Origin of the sequence: Mycobacterium ahvazicum (genome assembly GCF_900176255.2) — a bacterium.
GTDB classification, from domain to species: Bacteria; Actinomycetota; Actinomycetes; order Mycobacteriales; family Mycobacteriaceae; genus Mycobacterium; species Mycobacterium ahvazicum.
Genome location: NZ_FXEG02000002.1, coordinates 664,260 through 679,736, shown reverse-complemented (window position 1 = coordinate 679,736; position 15,477 = coordinate 664,260). Strand labels below are relative to the sequence as shown.

Annotated in this window: 10 protein-coding genes and 1 pseudogene; 5 read left to right on the top strand and 6 right to left on the bottom strand. The window is 64.7% G+C overall.

The annotated features are described in order from the left end of the window. Positions 1–455: 455 nt before the first annotated feature. Together MAAFP003_RS05480 and MAAFP003_RS05475 are read left to right on the top strand one after the other, a co-directional pair. Positions 456–893, top strand: coding sequence for an MmpS family transport accessory protein (locus tag MAAFP003_RS05480; RefSeq protein ID WP_096285091.1), 438 nt, complete (start codon positions 456–458; stop codon positions 891–893). After that, a complete protein-coding gene (locus MAAFP003_RS05475) occupies positions 890–3,793 on the top strand; it encodes an MMPL/RND family transporter (RefSeq protein WP_096285089.1) in 2,904 nt (967 codons plus the stop codon). The genes MAAFP003_RS05480 and MAAFP003_RS05475 overlap by 4 nt, the downstream gene beginning before the upstream one ends. 11 nt (positions 3,794–3,804) lie before the next feature. On the opposite strand, the pseudogene MAAFP003_RS05470 reads toward MAAFP003_RS05475, so the two are convergent. Both MAAFP003_RS05470 and MAAFP003_RS05465 read right to left on the bottom strand, forming a co-directional pair. Beyond that, positions 3,805–5,028 (bottom strand): annotated as a pseudogene (locus MAAFP003_RS05470) (MFS transporter); the annotation flags it as partial. A 78-nt stretch (positions 5,029–5,106) separates the two neighbouring features. After that, a complete protein-coding gene (locus tag MAAFP003_RS05465) occupies positions 5,107–6,408 on the bottom strand; it encodes an MFS transporter (protein WP_096285085.1) in 1,302 nt (433 codons plus the stop codon). Between the two features lie 100 nt (positions 6,409–6,508). On the opposite strand from MAAFP003_RS05465, the gene MAAFP003_RS05460 reads away from it, so the two are divergent. Together MAAFP003_RS05460 and nagA are read left to right on the top strand one after the other, a co-directional pair. After that, positions 6,509–7,918: a sugar porter family MFS transporter gene (locus MAAFP003_RS05460; RefSeq protein ID WP_096285083.1), complete on the top strand. Its 1,410-nt coding sequence runs from the start codon at positions 6,509–6,511 to the stop codon at positions 7,916–7,918. After that, the gene (gene nagA / locus MAAFP003_RS05455; protein ID WP_096285081.1) at positions 7,909–9,021 is read left to right on the top strand and encodes an N-acetylglucosamine-6-phosphate deacetylase; all 1,113 of its coding nucleotides are present in this window, start codon (positions 7,909–7,911) and stop codon (positions 9,019–9,021) included. Before MAAFP003_RS05460 ends, nagA begins: the two co-directional genes overlap by 10 nt. Here the strand turns inward: nagA and yhjD are convergent. Both yhjD and trpS read right to left on the bottom strand, forming a co-directional pair. Then, complete coding sequence (gene yhjD, locus MAAFP003_RS05450) at positions 9,018–10,046, bottom strand: inner membrane protein YhjD (RefSeq protein WP_096285079.1); 1,029 nt, start codon at positions 10,044–10,046, stop codon at positions 9,018–9,020. The two genes, nagA and yhjD, sit on opposite strands and share 4 nt — an antisense overlap. A 10-nt stretch (positions 10,047–10,056) precedes the next feature. Then, the gene (trpS, locus tag MAAFP003_RS05445; protein WP_096285077.1) at positions 10,057–11,088 is read right to left on the bottom strand and encodes a tryptophan--tRNA ligase; all 1,032 of its coding nucleotides are present in this window, start codon (positions 11,086–11,088) and stop codon (positions 10,057–10,059) included. A gap of 82 nt (positions 11,089–11,170) precedes the next feature. On the opposite strand from trpS, the gene MAAFP003_RS05440 reads away from it, so the two are divergent. Then, the gene (locus MAAFP003_RS05440; protein WP_165796307.1) at positions 11,171–12,013 is read left to right on the top strand and encodes an alpha/beta fold hydrolase; all 843 of its coding nucleotides are present in this window, start codon (positions 11,171–11,173) and stop codon (positions 12,011–12,013) included. Here the strand turns inward: MAAFP003_RS05440 and MAAFP003_RS05435 are convergent, their stop codons facing one another. Together MAAFP003_RS05435 and MAAFP003_RS05430 are read right to left on the bottom strand one after the other, a co-directional pair. Continuing rightward, positions 12,014–13,243, bottom strand: coding sequence for an NADP-dependent isocitrate dehydrogenase (locus MAAFP003_RS05435; RefSeq protein WP_096285073.1), 1,230 nt, complete (start codon positions 13,241–13,243; stop codon positions 12,014–12,016). After that, positions 13,240–15,477, bottom strand: a complete 2,238-nt coding sequence (locus MAAFP003_RS05430; RefSeq protein WP_096285071.1) for an NADP-dependent isocitrate dehydrogenase — start codon at positions 15,475–15,477, stop codon at positions 13,240–13,242. The genes MAAFP003_RS05435 and MAAFP003_RS05430 overlap by 4 nt, the downstream gene beginning before the upstream one ends.

Here is a 15,477-nt window from a genome sequence, read left to right as displayed (position 1 = left end):
TGCGGCAAAGCTCGCCGGGGGCAGCCTTATGCCGCATCGACGCGGCGCGCGAGTGGTCAACCGGCTGCTCACCGGCGGGGGGCGCCGCCTGTGCAGATTCCTGGTGGACCGCAACGATGGCAGTCAAAGCCCCGAGTGTGCGCGGGCAATGCGTGAGAGCAAGCGGCGCGGGAAGAACGATCACAGCGACTGCTGCCCACCGCTTGCCTCGAAGTCGGTTGCGCCGCGTGGTCTCGAGGGCTCTCGGTGCGCGGCGCACGCGATCAACATAGCACCGGGCGCGGCGGGATGCGGGGCTCACCGAGAAACCACCTAACGATTAGCTGAAACCCAGGATGCGCCAATTCCATCGGCGGTAGCGTCTACATCGCTGACGCGCGAGTTATCGGATTTGCAATGCACGCCGAAAACTGGCGGAGGATATGCGTTCGCGCCGGTGACAGACGAGGGCGAAGATGAATTCGGTTACCACAGTGGTGAAACGAATGTGGTTGCTGCTGGCCGTAATTGCGATTGCCGGTGTCGCGGCGCTCGGAATCTATCGCCTCCATAGCATGTTCGGCGTTCACGGACATCCCGTTGTCAGGGTCAAGGCCGATCTCGACGAACCGGTGTTCGACCCGAAACAAGTCACCTATGAAGTCTTCGGCCCCGCCCCGACCGCAAAGATCGCGTACCTGGATCCCGACGCACGCGTGCAACGTCTGGAAAATATTCCGCTGCCGTGGTCGCAAACGGTGTCGACGACACTGACTTCGGTCACCGTCAACCTTTTGGCGCAAAGCAGCGGCGGCGTCATCGGCTGCCGAATCAAGGTGAACGGCACGACCAAGGACGAGCGATCCGAACCCGGACCGAAAGCGTTGACCTTCTGCCAGGTGAATGCCGGATGAGCCAAACAGCCGCCGCACCCGCCTCCAATCCCCCACTGTTGCCAAAGATCATCCGCCGATTCGCGGTGCCGATCGTCCTGATCTGGCTCGGGCTCACGGCCGTGCTCAATCTCGCCATCCCGCAGCTGGAAGCGGTCGGCAAGGCGCATTCGGTTTCGATGAGCCCCAAGGGCGGCGCTTCGATTCAGGCACTCAAGCGGGTGGGACAGGTATTCGGAGAATCCGGTACCGACAACGCCGCCACGATCGTGCTGGAAAGCGACAAGCCACTCGGCGACGAGGCGCACCGTTTCTATAGCGAGCTGTTGCGCCGCCTTTCGGCCGATACCCAGCACGTCGCGCACATCCAGGACTTCTGGAGTGACCCGCTGACGGCGGGGGGATCGCAAAGTGCCGACGACAAAGCCGCGTATGTGGTGGTCTACCTTGCCGGCAAGAGTGAAACGGCGGCATACAACTCGGTCCACGCCGTACGCCACATCGTCGACACCACGCCGGCGCCACGCGGACTCAAGGCGTATGTAACCGGCTCGATGGGGCTGATCGCCGATCAGTCCGAGGCCGGCGATAAAAGTATCGCCAGGGTCACCCTGATCACCGGGGTGGTGATCGCGGCGATGCTGCTCTTCATCTACCGGTCCTTCGTCACGATGATCCTCGTCGTGGCCATGGTCGGGATCGAGCTCGGGGCGATTCGCGGCATCGTCAGTTTTCTGGTTGATCGCGGCGTTTTCGGCCTTTCGACCTTCGCGGTCAACTTGCTCACGCTGCTGGCCATCGCCGCCAGCACGGATTACGCGATATTCCTGCTCGGCCGCTACCACGAGGCCCGCTACGCGGGTAAGGACCGAGAAGCCGCGTACTTCGCCATGTTTGACGGAACCGCCCACGTGATTCTGGGCTCCGGGCTGACCATCGCCGGCGCCATGTGTTGCCTCAGCTTTGCCCGGTTGCCGTACTTCAAGTCGCTCGGGCCACCCTGTGCGGTCGGCATGTTGGTCGCGGTCCTCGCCGCGCTCACGCTCGGGCCGGCGGTGCTGACCGTCGCCAGCTTCTTCAAGTTCTTCGAACCCAAGCGCAGGATGGCCACGCGGCGCTGGCGGCGGGTGGGAACCGCGATCGTTCGCTGGCCCGGCCCGGTGCTCGCGGCGACCTGCGCGGTGGCATTCGTCGGGCTGCTGGCCTTACCGAATTACCGGACGACCTACGATCTGCGCAGATTCGTGCCGGCCAGCATGCCGGCCGTCGTCGGGGATGCGGCCGCGGGCCGGCACTTTTCCCAGTCCTGGCTCAACCCCGATGTGCTTTTGATCGAATCCGATCATGACATGCGCGATCCGGTGGACATGCTGATCCTGGACAAGGTCGCGAAAGCCATTTTTCACAGCCCCGGAATCTCACAGGTGAAATCGATAACCCGGCCGCTGGGAACGTCTCTCAAACACACGTCGATTCCGTTCATCATGAGCATGCAGGGCGTCTCACAGGCCGAAAACATGCAATTCATGAAGGACCGCCTGGACGACATGGTGATCCAAGCGCAGGCGATGACGGTATCCATCGACACGATGAAGCACATGTATCAGCTCATGGGCGAAATCGTCGACAACACGGTCGATATGGATCACCTCACGCACGATATGTCGAACACCACCGACACAATACGAGATCATCTTGCGGACTTGTCGGACTTCCTGCGACCGATCGGCAGCTATTTCTATTGGGAGAAGCACTGTTTCGATATTCCGGCCTGCTGGGCGGTCAGATCGATATTCGAAACGTTCGACAACATCGATCAGCTGAGCGAGAAATTGGAGTCGCTCGTCAAGGATATGGACGTCCTGATCCGGCTCTTACCGGAGATGCGCGCGCAGATGCTGCCGATGATTTCGACGATGACGATCATGCGCGACATGCTGGTCGTCTGGCACGGCACACTGCTGTCTTTCTACAAGGAGCAGGAGATGAACACCAAAGACCCGGGTGCCATGGGCCGGGTCTTCGACGCCGCCCAGGTCGACGATTCGTTCTATCTCCCGCAGTCGGCCTTTGAGAATCCGGATTTCAAGCGGGGCCTGAAGATGTTCCTGTCACCGGACGGCAAGGCGGCCCGCTTCATCATCGCGATGGACGGAGATCCGTCGACGCCCGAAGGCATCTCCCGTGTCGAGCCGATCCAGCTGGCGGCCAAGGAGGCCATCAAGGGGACTCCGATGCAGGGCGCGGCCATCTCGATGGGCGGCACCGCCTCGACGTATCGGGACATTCAAGAGGGCGCCTTTTACGATCTGCTCATTGCGGGAGTCGCCGCGATCAGCCTGATCTTGATCATCATGATGATCGTGACCCGCAGCGTGATCGCTGCCGCTGTCATCGTCGGCACCGTGCTGGTGTCCCTGGGCTCCTCCTTCGGCCTGTCCGTGCTGCTCTGGCAGGACATCCTCGGCGTCGACTTGTACTGGCTGGTGCTGGCGATGTCGGTGATCCTGCTGCTGGCCGTCGGATCGGACTACAACCTGCTGCTGATCTCACGACTGAAAGAGGAAATCGGCGCCGGCCTGAAGACGGGAATCATCCGCGCCATGGCCGGCACCGGCGGCGTCGTCACCGCCGCCGGCATGGTATTCGCCGTCACCATGTCGCTATTCGTCTTCAGCGATCTCCGCGTCATCGGCCAAATCGGCACCACCATCGGCCTGGGCCTGGTGTTCGACACCCTGATCGTGCGCTCGTTCATGACACCGTCGATCGCCGCACTACTCGGACGCTGGTTCTGGTGGCCCCAACAAGTCCGCCCCCGCCCGGCCAGCCGCATGCTCAGATCATCCGGGCCCCGCCGCTTGGTACGTGCCCTGTTGCTGCCGCCCGCCGAAAAGGCACCGGAGACAGCGCGACCCTAGGCGGCGTGCGCTCGCCGCGGTGCGCCCAAGGACACCACGGCGGCGATGACGGACAGAATCAGCACCACGACGACGGGCCAGATGGTGGTGTGCTTCTGGGCGATGCCACCCAGCGCCCCGCCCAGCACGGTGGACACGACAGCAACCAGCGTCGAGCAAAAGCCGATCAGTGTGCCGCGGTGCTGTTCTGCGGCGAGCACGCTGATCCACGAGATCCCGGCAGCGACGACAGCCCCGGTGGCTACCGTTGCCAGCAGGAACACCGAGCCGTACGCCCAGATGTGTTGCCACAGGCCGCACGACTCGGCCACGATGCACAGCGCCGCGGCCAACGCGCTGACCAGGGCACTGCCCACCAGCATGCCGCGCACTCCGAAACGCCGGTGCACCCTGCTCCACAGCGGCGAACCGAGAACGAGTCCGATGCTGGTAACGATCACCAGTACGTGCAAACCACCGCCCTGATGGGCAGTGCGCAACGCATAGAAAGTGGTGCCCAGGGCGACAGGAGCGAACAGCAGAGACGTGATCACATACCGGCGAAACCACGGCTCGGAACGGGCTACCGCGAAGCCCAGCCGGTAGGTCTCCCGAAATGACATCCGGGTGCTCGCCGATACGGCCCGTACCGGGCCGAGGAACAACGCCGCGAGGCCGGAGGCGGCCAGTCCGGCTGCACCCAGCCAGAGCAGACCGCGGTGATACGCCATCGTGTCGCCATGGCCCAGCATCGGCACGACGAACAGCGTGAGGACGACGGCCAGCACCGATCCGATGGCCCCCTTGACCAGCAGCAGCTCGCCCCGCCGAAACTCGGACAGCTTGCTGGAAATCAGGTCGAGGTAGGCGACGCGAGAAACCGCGACGACGACTCCCCCACCCGCGGACACCAACACAAACACCGCCGCGGCGAAAACACCGGTCCAGGGGACGACGGCGTCACAGACAATCAGTGCGGCCGAGATCGCCGCCGATACCGCCAACAGCAGGTGCCGCATCTGGCCGGCTCGCTGCAGGGCCGCCGGTGACAACGAATGTCCCGCGATAGAGCCGATGCTGTACGCCGGAAACAGCATCGCCGCCGCCCAGGTGAGGCCGTGGTGCGCGGCAATGAACGGCAACACCACAGCGCCGTTGCTGAGCTGCATCCCGGCGGTGTGAATCGTGCCCTGGGAGAGCAGTCTCCAGAACGGGTTCGTTTGTGCCGAGAAGGCAGGCGCCAACGGTACGCCCATGGCTGGTGACAGTACCGGGCACTGAACTGGCAGAACCATCCTTTGATCGGATGCATGCAGCGCATTGAGGGCGCAACGCTAGGCGGCCTGCAGGCTCACCGCCGGTGAGACGGCCGGAAAGGACCGGCGAACGGGAGTGACCGCCCGCCGTGTTTCCGACGGCGGAGCGCCCAGCGAAGCCAGTGCGGCGCCGATGGCCAGGATCAGCACCACGACGTCGGGCCAGATGGTGGAGTGGTTCTGCGCGAGGTTCCCGAGCACCGCCGCCAGTGCCATGGTTTCGACGGCAACCAGCGTCGAGCTGAACGCGATCAGGGTCCCGCGGTGCGACTCATCGGCGACCACGCTGATCCACGAAATCGCCGCGGCGAAGACGGCCTGGGCGGCCACCGTCGCCATCAAGAACACCGTGCCGTACGCCCAGATGTGGGTCCATTGGCCGCAGACTTCGGCCGTCAGGGTCAGCGTGGCGGCGGCGACGCTGAGCAGCGCGCTGCCCAGCATCATCCCGCGCACTCCGAACAGGCGGTACACCTTGCGCCACAGTGGCGACCCGAAAACCAGTCCGATGCTGGACAGGATCACCAGCACATGCAGGCTGCGACTGTGGTGAGCGGTGCGCAGCGCATAGAAGGTGGTGCCCAGGGTGACCGGGCCGAACAACAGGCAGGCGACCATGTACCGGCCGAACCACGGCTGGGACCGGGCGACCGCGAAACCCTCCCGGTAGGTGTCCCGCATCGACATCCGGGTGGTGGTAGACGTGGACCGCGACTGGCCGACGAACAGCGCCGCGACGGCCGAACCGGCCAGCCCGACCGCACCCAGCCACAACAGATCGCGTCGATACGCCATTTCGTTGCCGTGGGCCAGCAGCGGCACGACGAAAAGCGTGACGACGGTGGCCAGCACCGACCCGATGGCACTCTGGTACAGGAACAGCTCACCGCGCCGCGCGCCGGATAGCTTGCTGGAGACCATGTCGGGGTAGGCGACGCCGGCGATTCCGAGCAGCACTCCCGCGAGCACGCAGGTCAGCAGAAACACCACCGCGGTGGTGGCGCCGCGCCACGGAATCAGGGCGTCGCACAGGGTCAGCGCGGCCACGCTGGCCGCGATCACGGCCAGCAGCCGGTGCCGCATCTGGCCCACTCGCTGCAGCACCAGTGGCGACACCGAGTTTCCGACGATGTCGCCGAAGCTGAAGGCCGGAAAGAGCAGCGCCGCCACCCAGGTCAGGCCCTGGTGCGCGCAGATCAACGGCAGTATCACGGTGCCGTTGCTGAGTTGCATGCCTGCGGTGTAAAAGGTGCCCTGGGAAAGCAGGCGCCCGAACACGCGCGGCTGAGCCGCGGGGGCGGGAACCAGGGTGACGGGCATAACAACAGAATCTAAGGTTGGTCAAGAATCAATAACATCCTCCGATCGGATGCCGCGGGTTGAATTGTTTATCCCCCAATCGGCGGACGGCTCAGGCCCGATGCGCGTGATCGTTGACCGCCAATGTTTGCTGTGGCACCGTCGTGCGGGTGAGGATCAGTTGAGAGGTCCGCGCATCGGGCTCACCGGCGCAAGTGTCGGGCTCATCTACGGATACGACCTGTCCATCATCGCCGGCGCGCAGCTGTTCATCACCGAAGACTTCGCACTCACCACATCCCAGCAAGAACTGCTGACGACGATGGTGGTGATCGGGCAGATCGCCGGGGCGCTCGGCGCCGGTGTGCTCGCCAATGCGATCGGCCGCAAGAAATCGATCATGCTGATCCTGATCGCCTACGCGACCTTCGCGCTGCTGGGTGCGTTCTCGACGTCGTTGCCGATGCTGCTGGCGGCACGGCTGCTGTTGGGCGCGTCGATCGGTGTGATGGTGGTGGTGGTCCCGGTGTTCATCGCGGAGTCGGCTCCGACGGCGGTGCGCGGCGCGTTGCTGACGACCTATCAACTGGCGATCGTCAGCGGCCTGATCGTCGGGTATCTCGCCGGTTACTTGTTGGCCGGCGGCCACAGCTGGCGCTGGATGCTGGGGCTGGCTGCGGTACCGGTGATCCTGTTGCTGCCGTTGGTGCTTCGGCTGCCCGACACGGCCCGGTGGTACCTGCTCAAAGGCCGGGTCGACGACGCCCGGCGCGCGCTGCTGCTCGTGGAGCCTGCCGCCAACGCCGACGCCGAGCTGGCCGAGGTCGGCCGCGCGTTGAGCGAAGGCTCCCCCGGTTTCAAAGGCGGCATCGGCGAGATGTTGCGACCACCGTATCTACGGGCCACCCTGTTTGTGATCGTGCTTGGCTTCCTGCTCCAGATCACCGGCATCAACGCGATCATCTACTACAGCCCCCGCATATTCGAAGCCATGGGATTCAGCGGAAATTTCGCGCTACTGGGCCTGCCGGCACTGGTGCAGGTCGCCGGTTTGGCCGCGGTGGGCGCAGCGTTGACGCTCGTGGACCGGGTCGGCCGGCGACCAATCCTGTTGTGCGGCATCGCCATGATGATCGCCGCGGACATCGTGCTGACGGTCGTGTTCGCCGGGGGCTTCGGCGGCGCGGCGCTCGGATTTGCCGGCATTCTGCTGTTCATCATCGGCTACACCCTGGGTTTCGGCTCGCTGGGCTGGGTGTACGCCAGCGAGAGCTTCCCCACCCGGTTGCGGTCGATCGGGTCGAGCACGATGTTGACCTCTAACTTGATCGCCAACGCGATCGTCGCGGCGGTTTTCCTGACGATGTTGCATTCCTTGGGCGGCGCGGGCACTTTCGCGGCATTCGGGGTGTTGGCCGTGATCGCGTTCGGATTCGTCTACAAGTTCGCGCCGGAGACCAAGGGTCGACAGCTCGAGGAGATCCGGCGCTTCTGGGAAAACGGCGGCCACTGGGAAGACCCGTGCACCTGATCCGTGCGGGCGCCGTCGTTCTCGATGGCAAGCTCTGCCGGCCAGGATGGGTGCAGATCGCCGGATGGCAGATTTTCACCTGCGGGTCCGGCAACCCGCCCAGACCACCCGACCAGGATTTCCCGGATTGCATTGTGGCGCCCGGGTTTATCGACATGCATGTGCACGGCGGCGGCGGGGCGTCGTATGTGGACGCCGAAAACATCGGCGGCGCCGCGGACTTTCACCTGAGCCACGGCACGACCACCACGATGGCCAGCCTGGTCACCACGTCGCCCGACAAGCTGCTCGCAGGTGTGCGAGCACTGGCCGATGCGACTCGAGACGGCACGCTGGCGGGCATCCACCTGGAAGGGCCGTGGCTGTCCACCGCGCGCTGCGGTGCACACGACCCCGTCCATATGCGTGACCCCGATCCCGCCGAGATCGACGAACTGCTGGCCGCCGCCGACGGCGCGATCCGGATGGTCACCCTGGCGCCGGAGCGACCCGGCAGCGGCGAGGCGATCCGGCGCCTTCGGGAAGCGGGAGTTGTTGTCGCCGTAGGACATACCGATGCGACGTATGAACTCACCCGGCAGGCGATCGCGCTGGGCGCCACGGTGGGCACACATCTGTTCAACGCGATGCCGCCGCTGAATCACCGCGAGCCCGGAGCGGCGCTGGCACTACTGGAGCACCCGGACGTCACCGTCGAGCTGATCGCCGATGGCGTGCATATGCACCCCGCGATGGCGCTTGCGGCCATGCGTGCCGCCGGGGCCGACCGGGTGGCGCTGATCACCGACGCGATCGCCGCCGCCGGATGCGCCGACGGCAGCTATCAGCTCGGCGGGGTAGCGATCGACGTCGAATCCGGTGTGGCCCGGGTGCATGCGACGACTACCATCGCCGGCAGCACCGCGACGATGGATCAGCTCTTCCGCACCGCGGCCGCCCAGGCAGGACTGGAGGCCGCGGTGCGGATGACCTCGGCGACCCCGGCGCGGGCCCTGGGCCTACAGCAGGTGGGCGAGCTGCGGGCCGGCTACGACGCCAATCTTGTTGTGCTGAATCGCGACTTGCGGGTCACCGCCGTCATGAAACGGGGCCACTGGCGCTAGCGCAGCCAGCGGGTCAGCCGGGAAACAGCAAGCGCGCCAAAGGCTCCCATCGCCATCGCGGTCAGCGTTTGTCGGGTGCTGATCCCCTCGTCGAGCAGGACGCGTGGAGCGATGATCGCGGGCGCGGGCGGCGGAGCGTACTTGCCGCGCGGGTCGTTGGAAAGCGTCGCCGCCCAGGCCGCGGCGAAGAGCACGAGATACCCGGTGATGTAGGAGAACACCATCAAGCCCAGCACCGGCCCGAACGTCGCACCCGCCGGGCTGCGCAGCACGACGCTCAAGTAGATCGAGGCCACCTGTTTGAACAGCTCGAAGCCGATCGCCGCGAGTAGGCCGGCGCGCGCCGAGTTTGGCAGGCTGACCTTGTGTCGCGGCAGCCGGCCGATCATCCAGGTGAACAGCATCCACGACACCAGCAGCGACACCAGTATCGATAGGCCCCGGAATATCACGCCGAATATCGAGAAATCGGGTATGCCAAGCCATTTCAACACCGCGCGCATCGGAGCCGCGTGGCCTAACGCGGTCAGCGCCACGGTCGCGAGGATGACCACGAACGTCCCCACCATCGCGACCAGATCGGACAGCTTGCCGCGCACGAAGCCCGGCGACTGGATCGGTTCGTCCCACCACATCTCGGTCACCGCCTCGCGTGTGTGCGACATCCAGCCCAGACCGGCCCACGCCGCGGTGATCAGACCGATCACACCGACCGACGCGCGCGCGTTGATCGCCGAATTCATCAAATTCACCAACTGCTGTCCGAGGGCGCCCGAGATCGTGTCGCGGATGTGGCCGTCGATGCTGGCGAGCAACTGCGGATCTCGGGCCAGTATGAAACCGACGACCGCGAAACTGACCATCAGCAAAGGGAATAGCGCGAAGATCGTGTAGTAGGTGAGCCCGGCCGCCAAGAAGCCGCCGTTGCGCGCGTCGAAATGCTTGTAGGCGCGCAGCACGTGGTCGAGCCATCCGAACCGGGCCCGCAACCGGTCAAGGATTCCGGGCTTGGCCGGCTCGTCCATGGTGAGCGCACTACCTCCGTTGCGGAAGAAACCCCAGCCGATCGTAGACCCGCTGGACTGTTTTTCCGGCCACTTCATCGGCGCGCTGTGCGCCTGCCGCCAGCACGGCCTCCAATTCGGCCAAATCCGATGTCAATTCGTCGACGCGGGCCTTGATCGGGGTGACGAATTCGACGACGGCCTCGGCCGTCTCCTTCTTCAAATCCCCGTAGCCGCGCCCGGCGTATCCGTCCACGAGCTTGTCGACGTCGACTCCGGTGACCGCCGACTGGATGGTCAGCAGATTCGATACACCCGGCTTGACCTCGACGTCAAAGCGGATCTCACGTTCGCTGTCGGTCACGGCCGAGCGAATCTTCTTCGCGGACAATGCCGGATCGTCGAGCAGATTGATCAGGCCGGCATCGGTGGCCGCCGACTTGCTCATCTTCGACGTCGGGTCGGCCAGGTCGTAGATCTTGGCGGTGGCCTTGGGAATGAGCATGTCGGGAACGACGAACGTGTCCGGGAAGCGGCTGTTGAACCGCTCCGCGATGTCACGGGCCAGCTCGAGGTGCTGGCGCTGGTCCTCACCCACGGGGACCAGATCGGTGTCGTAGGCCAGCACGTCGGCGGCCTGCAGCACCGGATAGGTGAACAGCCCCACGGTGGTGGAATCGGTGCCCTGGCGCTGCGACTTGTCCTTGAACTGCGTCATCCGCGATGCCTGACCGAAGCCGGTGAAGCAACCCAGCACCCAGGCCAGCTGGGTGTGGGCCGGGACGTGGCTTTGCACGAAGACGGTGCTGCGGGCGGGGTCGATTCCCAGCGCGAGGTACTGGGCGGCGGTGACCAGGGTTCGGCGGCGCAGTGCCTCGGGGTCTTGCGCGACGGTGATCGCGTGCAGGTCGACCACGCAGAAGAAGGCGTCATATTCGTCGGGGTGGTCGTCCTGCAGCGCAACCCACTGGGTAATCGCGCCCAGCGCATTGCCGAGGTGAAGCGAATCAGACGTGGGCTGCACGCCGGAGAGGATCCGGCGGGGTCCGGTAGTGGTGCTCATGATGCCCCGATCTTTTCACGCGCGCTTTGGTCGCCGCGCCCTCGCTTGCGGTACCGGCGGTACCGCATTTAATGTCGGCTGCATGACGACGCGCGAGCCGATCCACCTGGGTTCCGGAGAGCCCGTCCTGCTGCTGCACCCGTTCCTGCTTTCCCAGATGGTCTGGGAGGACGTCGCGCAGCAGCTGGCGGACACCGGCCGCTACGAGGTGTTCGCCCCGACCATGGCAGGTCACAACGGTGGACCGTCGGCCGGGACCTGGTTTCTCAGTTCGGGGGTGCTCGCCGACCACGTCGAGCGGCAAATGGACGAACTGGGCTGGGAGACCGCACACATCGTGGGCAACTCGCTGGGCGGCTGGGTCGCGTTCGAGCTCGAGCGGCGCGGTCGGGCCCGCAGCGTCACCGGCATCGCGCCGGCCGGTGGCTGGACGCGGTGGAGCCCGGCAAAATTCGAGGTCATCGGCAAGTTCGTGCTGGGTATCCCGCTGCTGGTGCTCGCCTGGCTGTTCGGGACGCGGGTGCTGCAGCTGCCGTTCAGCCGCCAACTGTCCACCTACGCGCTCAGCGCCTCGCCGGACGGGGTCAGCGAGCACAAACTCAGCGGCATCATCGACGACGTCGCGCACTGCCCGGCCTACCTACAGCTGCTGGTCAAGGCGTTGCTGCTGCACGGATTGCGTGAGCTCGCGCTCAACGCCGTGCCCGCCCACCTGGTGGTCTGCGAGAAGGACCGGGTCATCCCGGCACCCAGGTTCAGCCGGCATTTCACCCGGCACCTGCCGGAGGGCCACCGGGTCACCAAGCTCGACGGAGTCGGGCATGTCCCGATGTTCGAGGCGCCCGACCGCGTCACCCAGGTGATCACCGGCTTCCTCGACGAGTGCAGCCGGGCGGACTCGCGCCCGCAGCAATCCACCGGCTAGTCAGGCCCGCGCCAGCGCCTTGTCCAGGTTCTCGGCGATCGAGGCGAGGAACTCCTCGCTCTGCTGCCACTTCTGATCGGGTCCGATCAGGATGGCGAGATCCTTGGTCATCTTGCCGCTCTCGACGGTGGCGATGACGACGGATTCCAGCTTCTGGGCGAAGTCGATGACGGCAGGCGTGTTGTCCAGCTTGCCGCGGTGCTGCAGTCCCCGCGTCCAGGCGAAGATCGAGGCGATCGGGTTGGTCGACGTCGGCTTGCCGGCCTGATACTGCCGGTAGTGCCGGGTGACGGTGCCGTGCGCTGCCTCGGCCTCGACGGTCTTGCCGTCGGCCGTCATCAGCACCGAGGTCATCAGCCCCAGCGAGCCGTAACCCTGTGCGACGGTGTCGGACTGGACGTCACCGTCATAGTTCTTGCAGGCCCAGACGTAACCGCCGTCCCACTTCAGGCAGGCGGCCACCATGTCGTCGATCAGCCGGTGCTCGTAGGTCAGCCCCTCGGCTTCGAACTGTGCCTTGAACTCCTCGTCGTAGATGCGCTGGAACTCGTCTTTGAACATGCCGTCGTAGGCCTTGAGGATGGTGTTTTTGGTGGACAGGTACACGGGCCATTTGGCGTTGAGCCCGTAGGCGAATGACGCCCGGGCGAAGTCGCGGATGGAGTCGCGGAAGTTGTACATCCCCATTACGACGCCACCGTGCTCGGGGATGTCCACCATCTCGTGCACAACCGGCTCGCCACCGTCAGCGGGCGTGAAAGTTATTGCGACAGTGCCGGGCTTGTCGACCTTGAAATTCGTCGACCGGTACTGGTCGCCGAATGCATGACGGCCGATGACGATCGGCTTGGTCCAGCCCGGCACCAGCCGAGGCACGTTCGAGATCACGATCGGTTCACGGAAGATGGTGCCGCCCAGAATGTTGCGAATCGTCCCGTTCGGCGAAAGCCACATCTTCTTGAGGTTGAACTCCCGGACACGCGCCTCGTCGGGGGTGATCGTGGCGCACTTGACACCCACACCGTGCTTCTTGATGGCATACGCCGCGTCGATCGTCACCTGGTCGTCGGTGCGGTCTCGGTGCTCGATGCCCAGGTCGTAGTACTCCAAGTTGATGTCAAGGTGCGGAAGGATCAGCATGTCCTTGATCATCTTCCAGATGACGCGGGTCATCTCGTCACCGTCGAGCTCGACGACGGGCCCCTTGACTTTGATCTTGGGCACGGTCAGCCCTGCGAAGCCGCTATCGCTTCATTGAACGTCTTGCTCGGCCGCATCACGGCGGTCGTCTTGTCGCTGTCGGGCTGGTAGTAACCACCGATGTCGACCGGTTCGCCTTGTACCTTTGCCATTTCGGCCACGATGGATTCCTCGTTCTCGCGCAGCGAGTCGGCCAGCGGGGCGAAGTGCTCACGCAGCTCTTCGTCGTCGGTTTGCTCGGCGAGTTCGCAAGCCCAGTACATCGCCAGATAGAACTGGCTGCCCCGGTTGTCGAGTTCACCGGTCTTGCGTGACGGACTCTTGTTGTTGTCCAGCAACTTGCCGATGGCGGCGTCCAGCGTCTTGGCCAGAATCTTGGCGCGCGCGTTGTCCGTCTTGATCCCGATGTCCTCGAAACACGCTCCCAGAGCCAGGAATTCGCCGAGGGAGTCCCAGCGCAGATGGTTCTCCTCGACAAGCTGGTGCACGTGCTTGGGCGCCGAACCACCGGCTCCCGTTTCGTACATCCCGCCGCCGGCCATCAACGGCACGATGGACAGCATCTTGGCGCTGGTGCCCAGCTCCAGGATCGGGAACAGGTCGGTCAGGTAGTCGCGCAGGATGTTTCCGGTCGCGGCGATGGTGTCCTGTCCGCGCATGGCGCGTTCGATGGTGTGCCGCATGGCGCGTTCCTGCGACATGATCTGGATGTCGAGGCCCTCGGTGTCCAGCTCGGCCAGGTACGTGTTGACCTTCTTGCGTAGTTCGTTCTCGTGCGGACGCTCCTGGTCCAGCCAGAACACCACCGGCATGCCCGAATTGCGCGCCCGGTTGACGGCCAGTTTGACCCAGTCGCGGATCGGCTCGTCGCGAACGATCGGCATGCGCCAGATGTCGCCGGCTTCCACGTTTTGCGTCAGCAGCACGTCCCCGGTGTCGAGGTCGACGATGTTGGCGACGCCGTCCTCGGGGATCTCGAACGTCTTGTCATGCGAGCCGTACTCTTCGGCCTGCTGAGCCATCAGTCCGACGTTGGGGACGGTGCCCATCGTGGTCGGGTCGAAGGCGCCGTGCGTCTTGCAGAAGTTGATGATCTCCTGGTAGATCCGGGCGAAGGTCGATTCCGGGTTGACGGCCTTGGTGTCCTTCTGCCGGCCGTCGGCCCCGTACATCTTGCCGCCGGCGCGGATCATCGCCGGCATCGACGCATCCACGATCACATCGCTGGGCGAGTGAAAGTTGCTGATGCCCTTGGCCGAATCGACCATGGCCAGTTCGGGACGGTGCTCGTGGCAGGCGTGCAGGTCACGGATGATCTCGTCGTGCTGCGACGCCGGCAGCGACTCGATCTTGTCGTACAGGTCGACCAATCCGTTGTTGACGTTGACGCCGAGTTCGTCGAACAACGCCTGATGTTTGGCGAACGCGTCCTTGTAGAAGACCTTGACGGCGTGTCCGAAGACGATGGGGTGGGATACCTTCATCATCGTCGCCTTCACGTGCAGCGAGAACATCACGCCGGTCTTGCGCGCGTCCTCCATCTGCTCCTCGTAGAACTCGCAGAGCGCTTTCTTGCTCATGAACATGCTGTCGATGATGTCGCCGTCGCGTAGCGACACGGTCGGCTTGAGCACGATCTTCTTGCCGCCCTTGGTCTCCAGCTCCATCTTCACGCTGCGCCCGCGGTCCAGCGTCATCGACTTCTCGCCGTGATAGAAGTCGCCGTGCTTCATCGTCGCAACGTGGGTGCGCGATGCCTGGGACCACTCACCCATGCTGTGCGGGTGCTTGCGCGCGTACTCCTTGACCGCGTTCGGCGCGCGACGGTCCGAGTTTCCTTGGCGCAGCACCGGGTTGACGGCGCTGCCAAGGCATTTCGAATAGCGCTCGCGGATTTCCTTGTCTTCGTCGGTCTTCGGGCTCTGCGGGAAGTCGGGGATCTTGTAGCCCTTGCCTTGCAGCTCCTTGATCGCGGCAACCAGCTGGGGCACCGAGGCGCTGATGTTCGGCAACTTGATGATGTTGGTGTCGGCCAGCTTGGTCAGCCGGCCCAGTTCGGCCAGGTTGTCCGGCACCCGCTGCTCTTCGGTCAGGTGCTCGGGGAACTCGGCGAGGATCCGGGCGGCCACCGAGATGTCGCTGGTCTTGATCTCGATGCCGGCCGGCTCGGCGAAAGCCCGCACGATCGGCAGGAACGCGTAGGTCGCCAGCAACGGCGCCTCGTCGGTCAGCGTGTAGATGACGGTCGGCTTATCGGCGCTCAC

Coding starts and splice junctions, on each gene's coding strand:
- MAAFP003_RS05480 (WP_096285091.1), top strand. CDS start 456: ATGAATTCGGTTACCACAGTGGTGAAACGAATGTGGTTGCTGCTGGCC.
- MAAFP003_RS05475 (WP_096285089.1), top strand. CDS start 890: ATGAGCCAAACAGCCGCCGCACCCGCCTCCAATCCCCCACTGTTGCCA.
- MAAFP003_RS05465 (WP_096285085.1), bottom strand. CDS start 6,408: ATGCCCGTCACCCTGGTTCCCGCCCCCGCGGCTCAGCCGCGCGTGTTC.
- MAAFP003_RS05460 (WP_096285083.1), top strand. CDS start 6,509: ATGCGCGTGATCGTTGACCGCCAATGTTTGCTGTGGCACCGTCGTGCG.
- yhjD (WP_096285079.1), bottom strand. CDS start 10,046: ATGGACGAGCCGGCCAAGCCCGGAATCCTTGACCGGTTGCGGGCCCGG.
- trpS (WP_096285077.1), bottom strand. CDS start 11,088: ATGAGCACCACTACCGGACCCCGCCGGATCCTCTCCGGCGTGCAGCCC.
- MAAFP003_RS05440 (WP_165796307.1), top strand. CDS start 11,171: ATGACGACGCGCGAGCCGATCCACCTGGGTTCCGGAGAGCCCGTCCTG.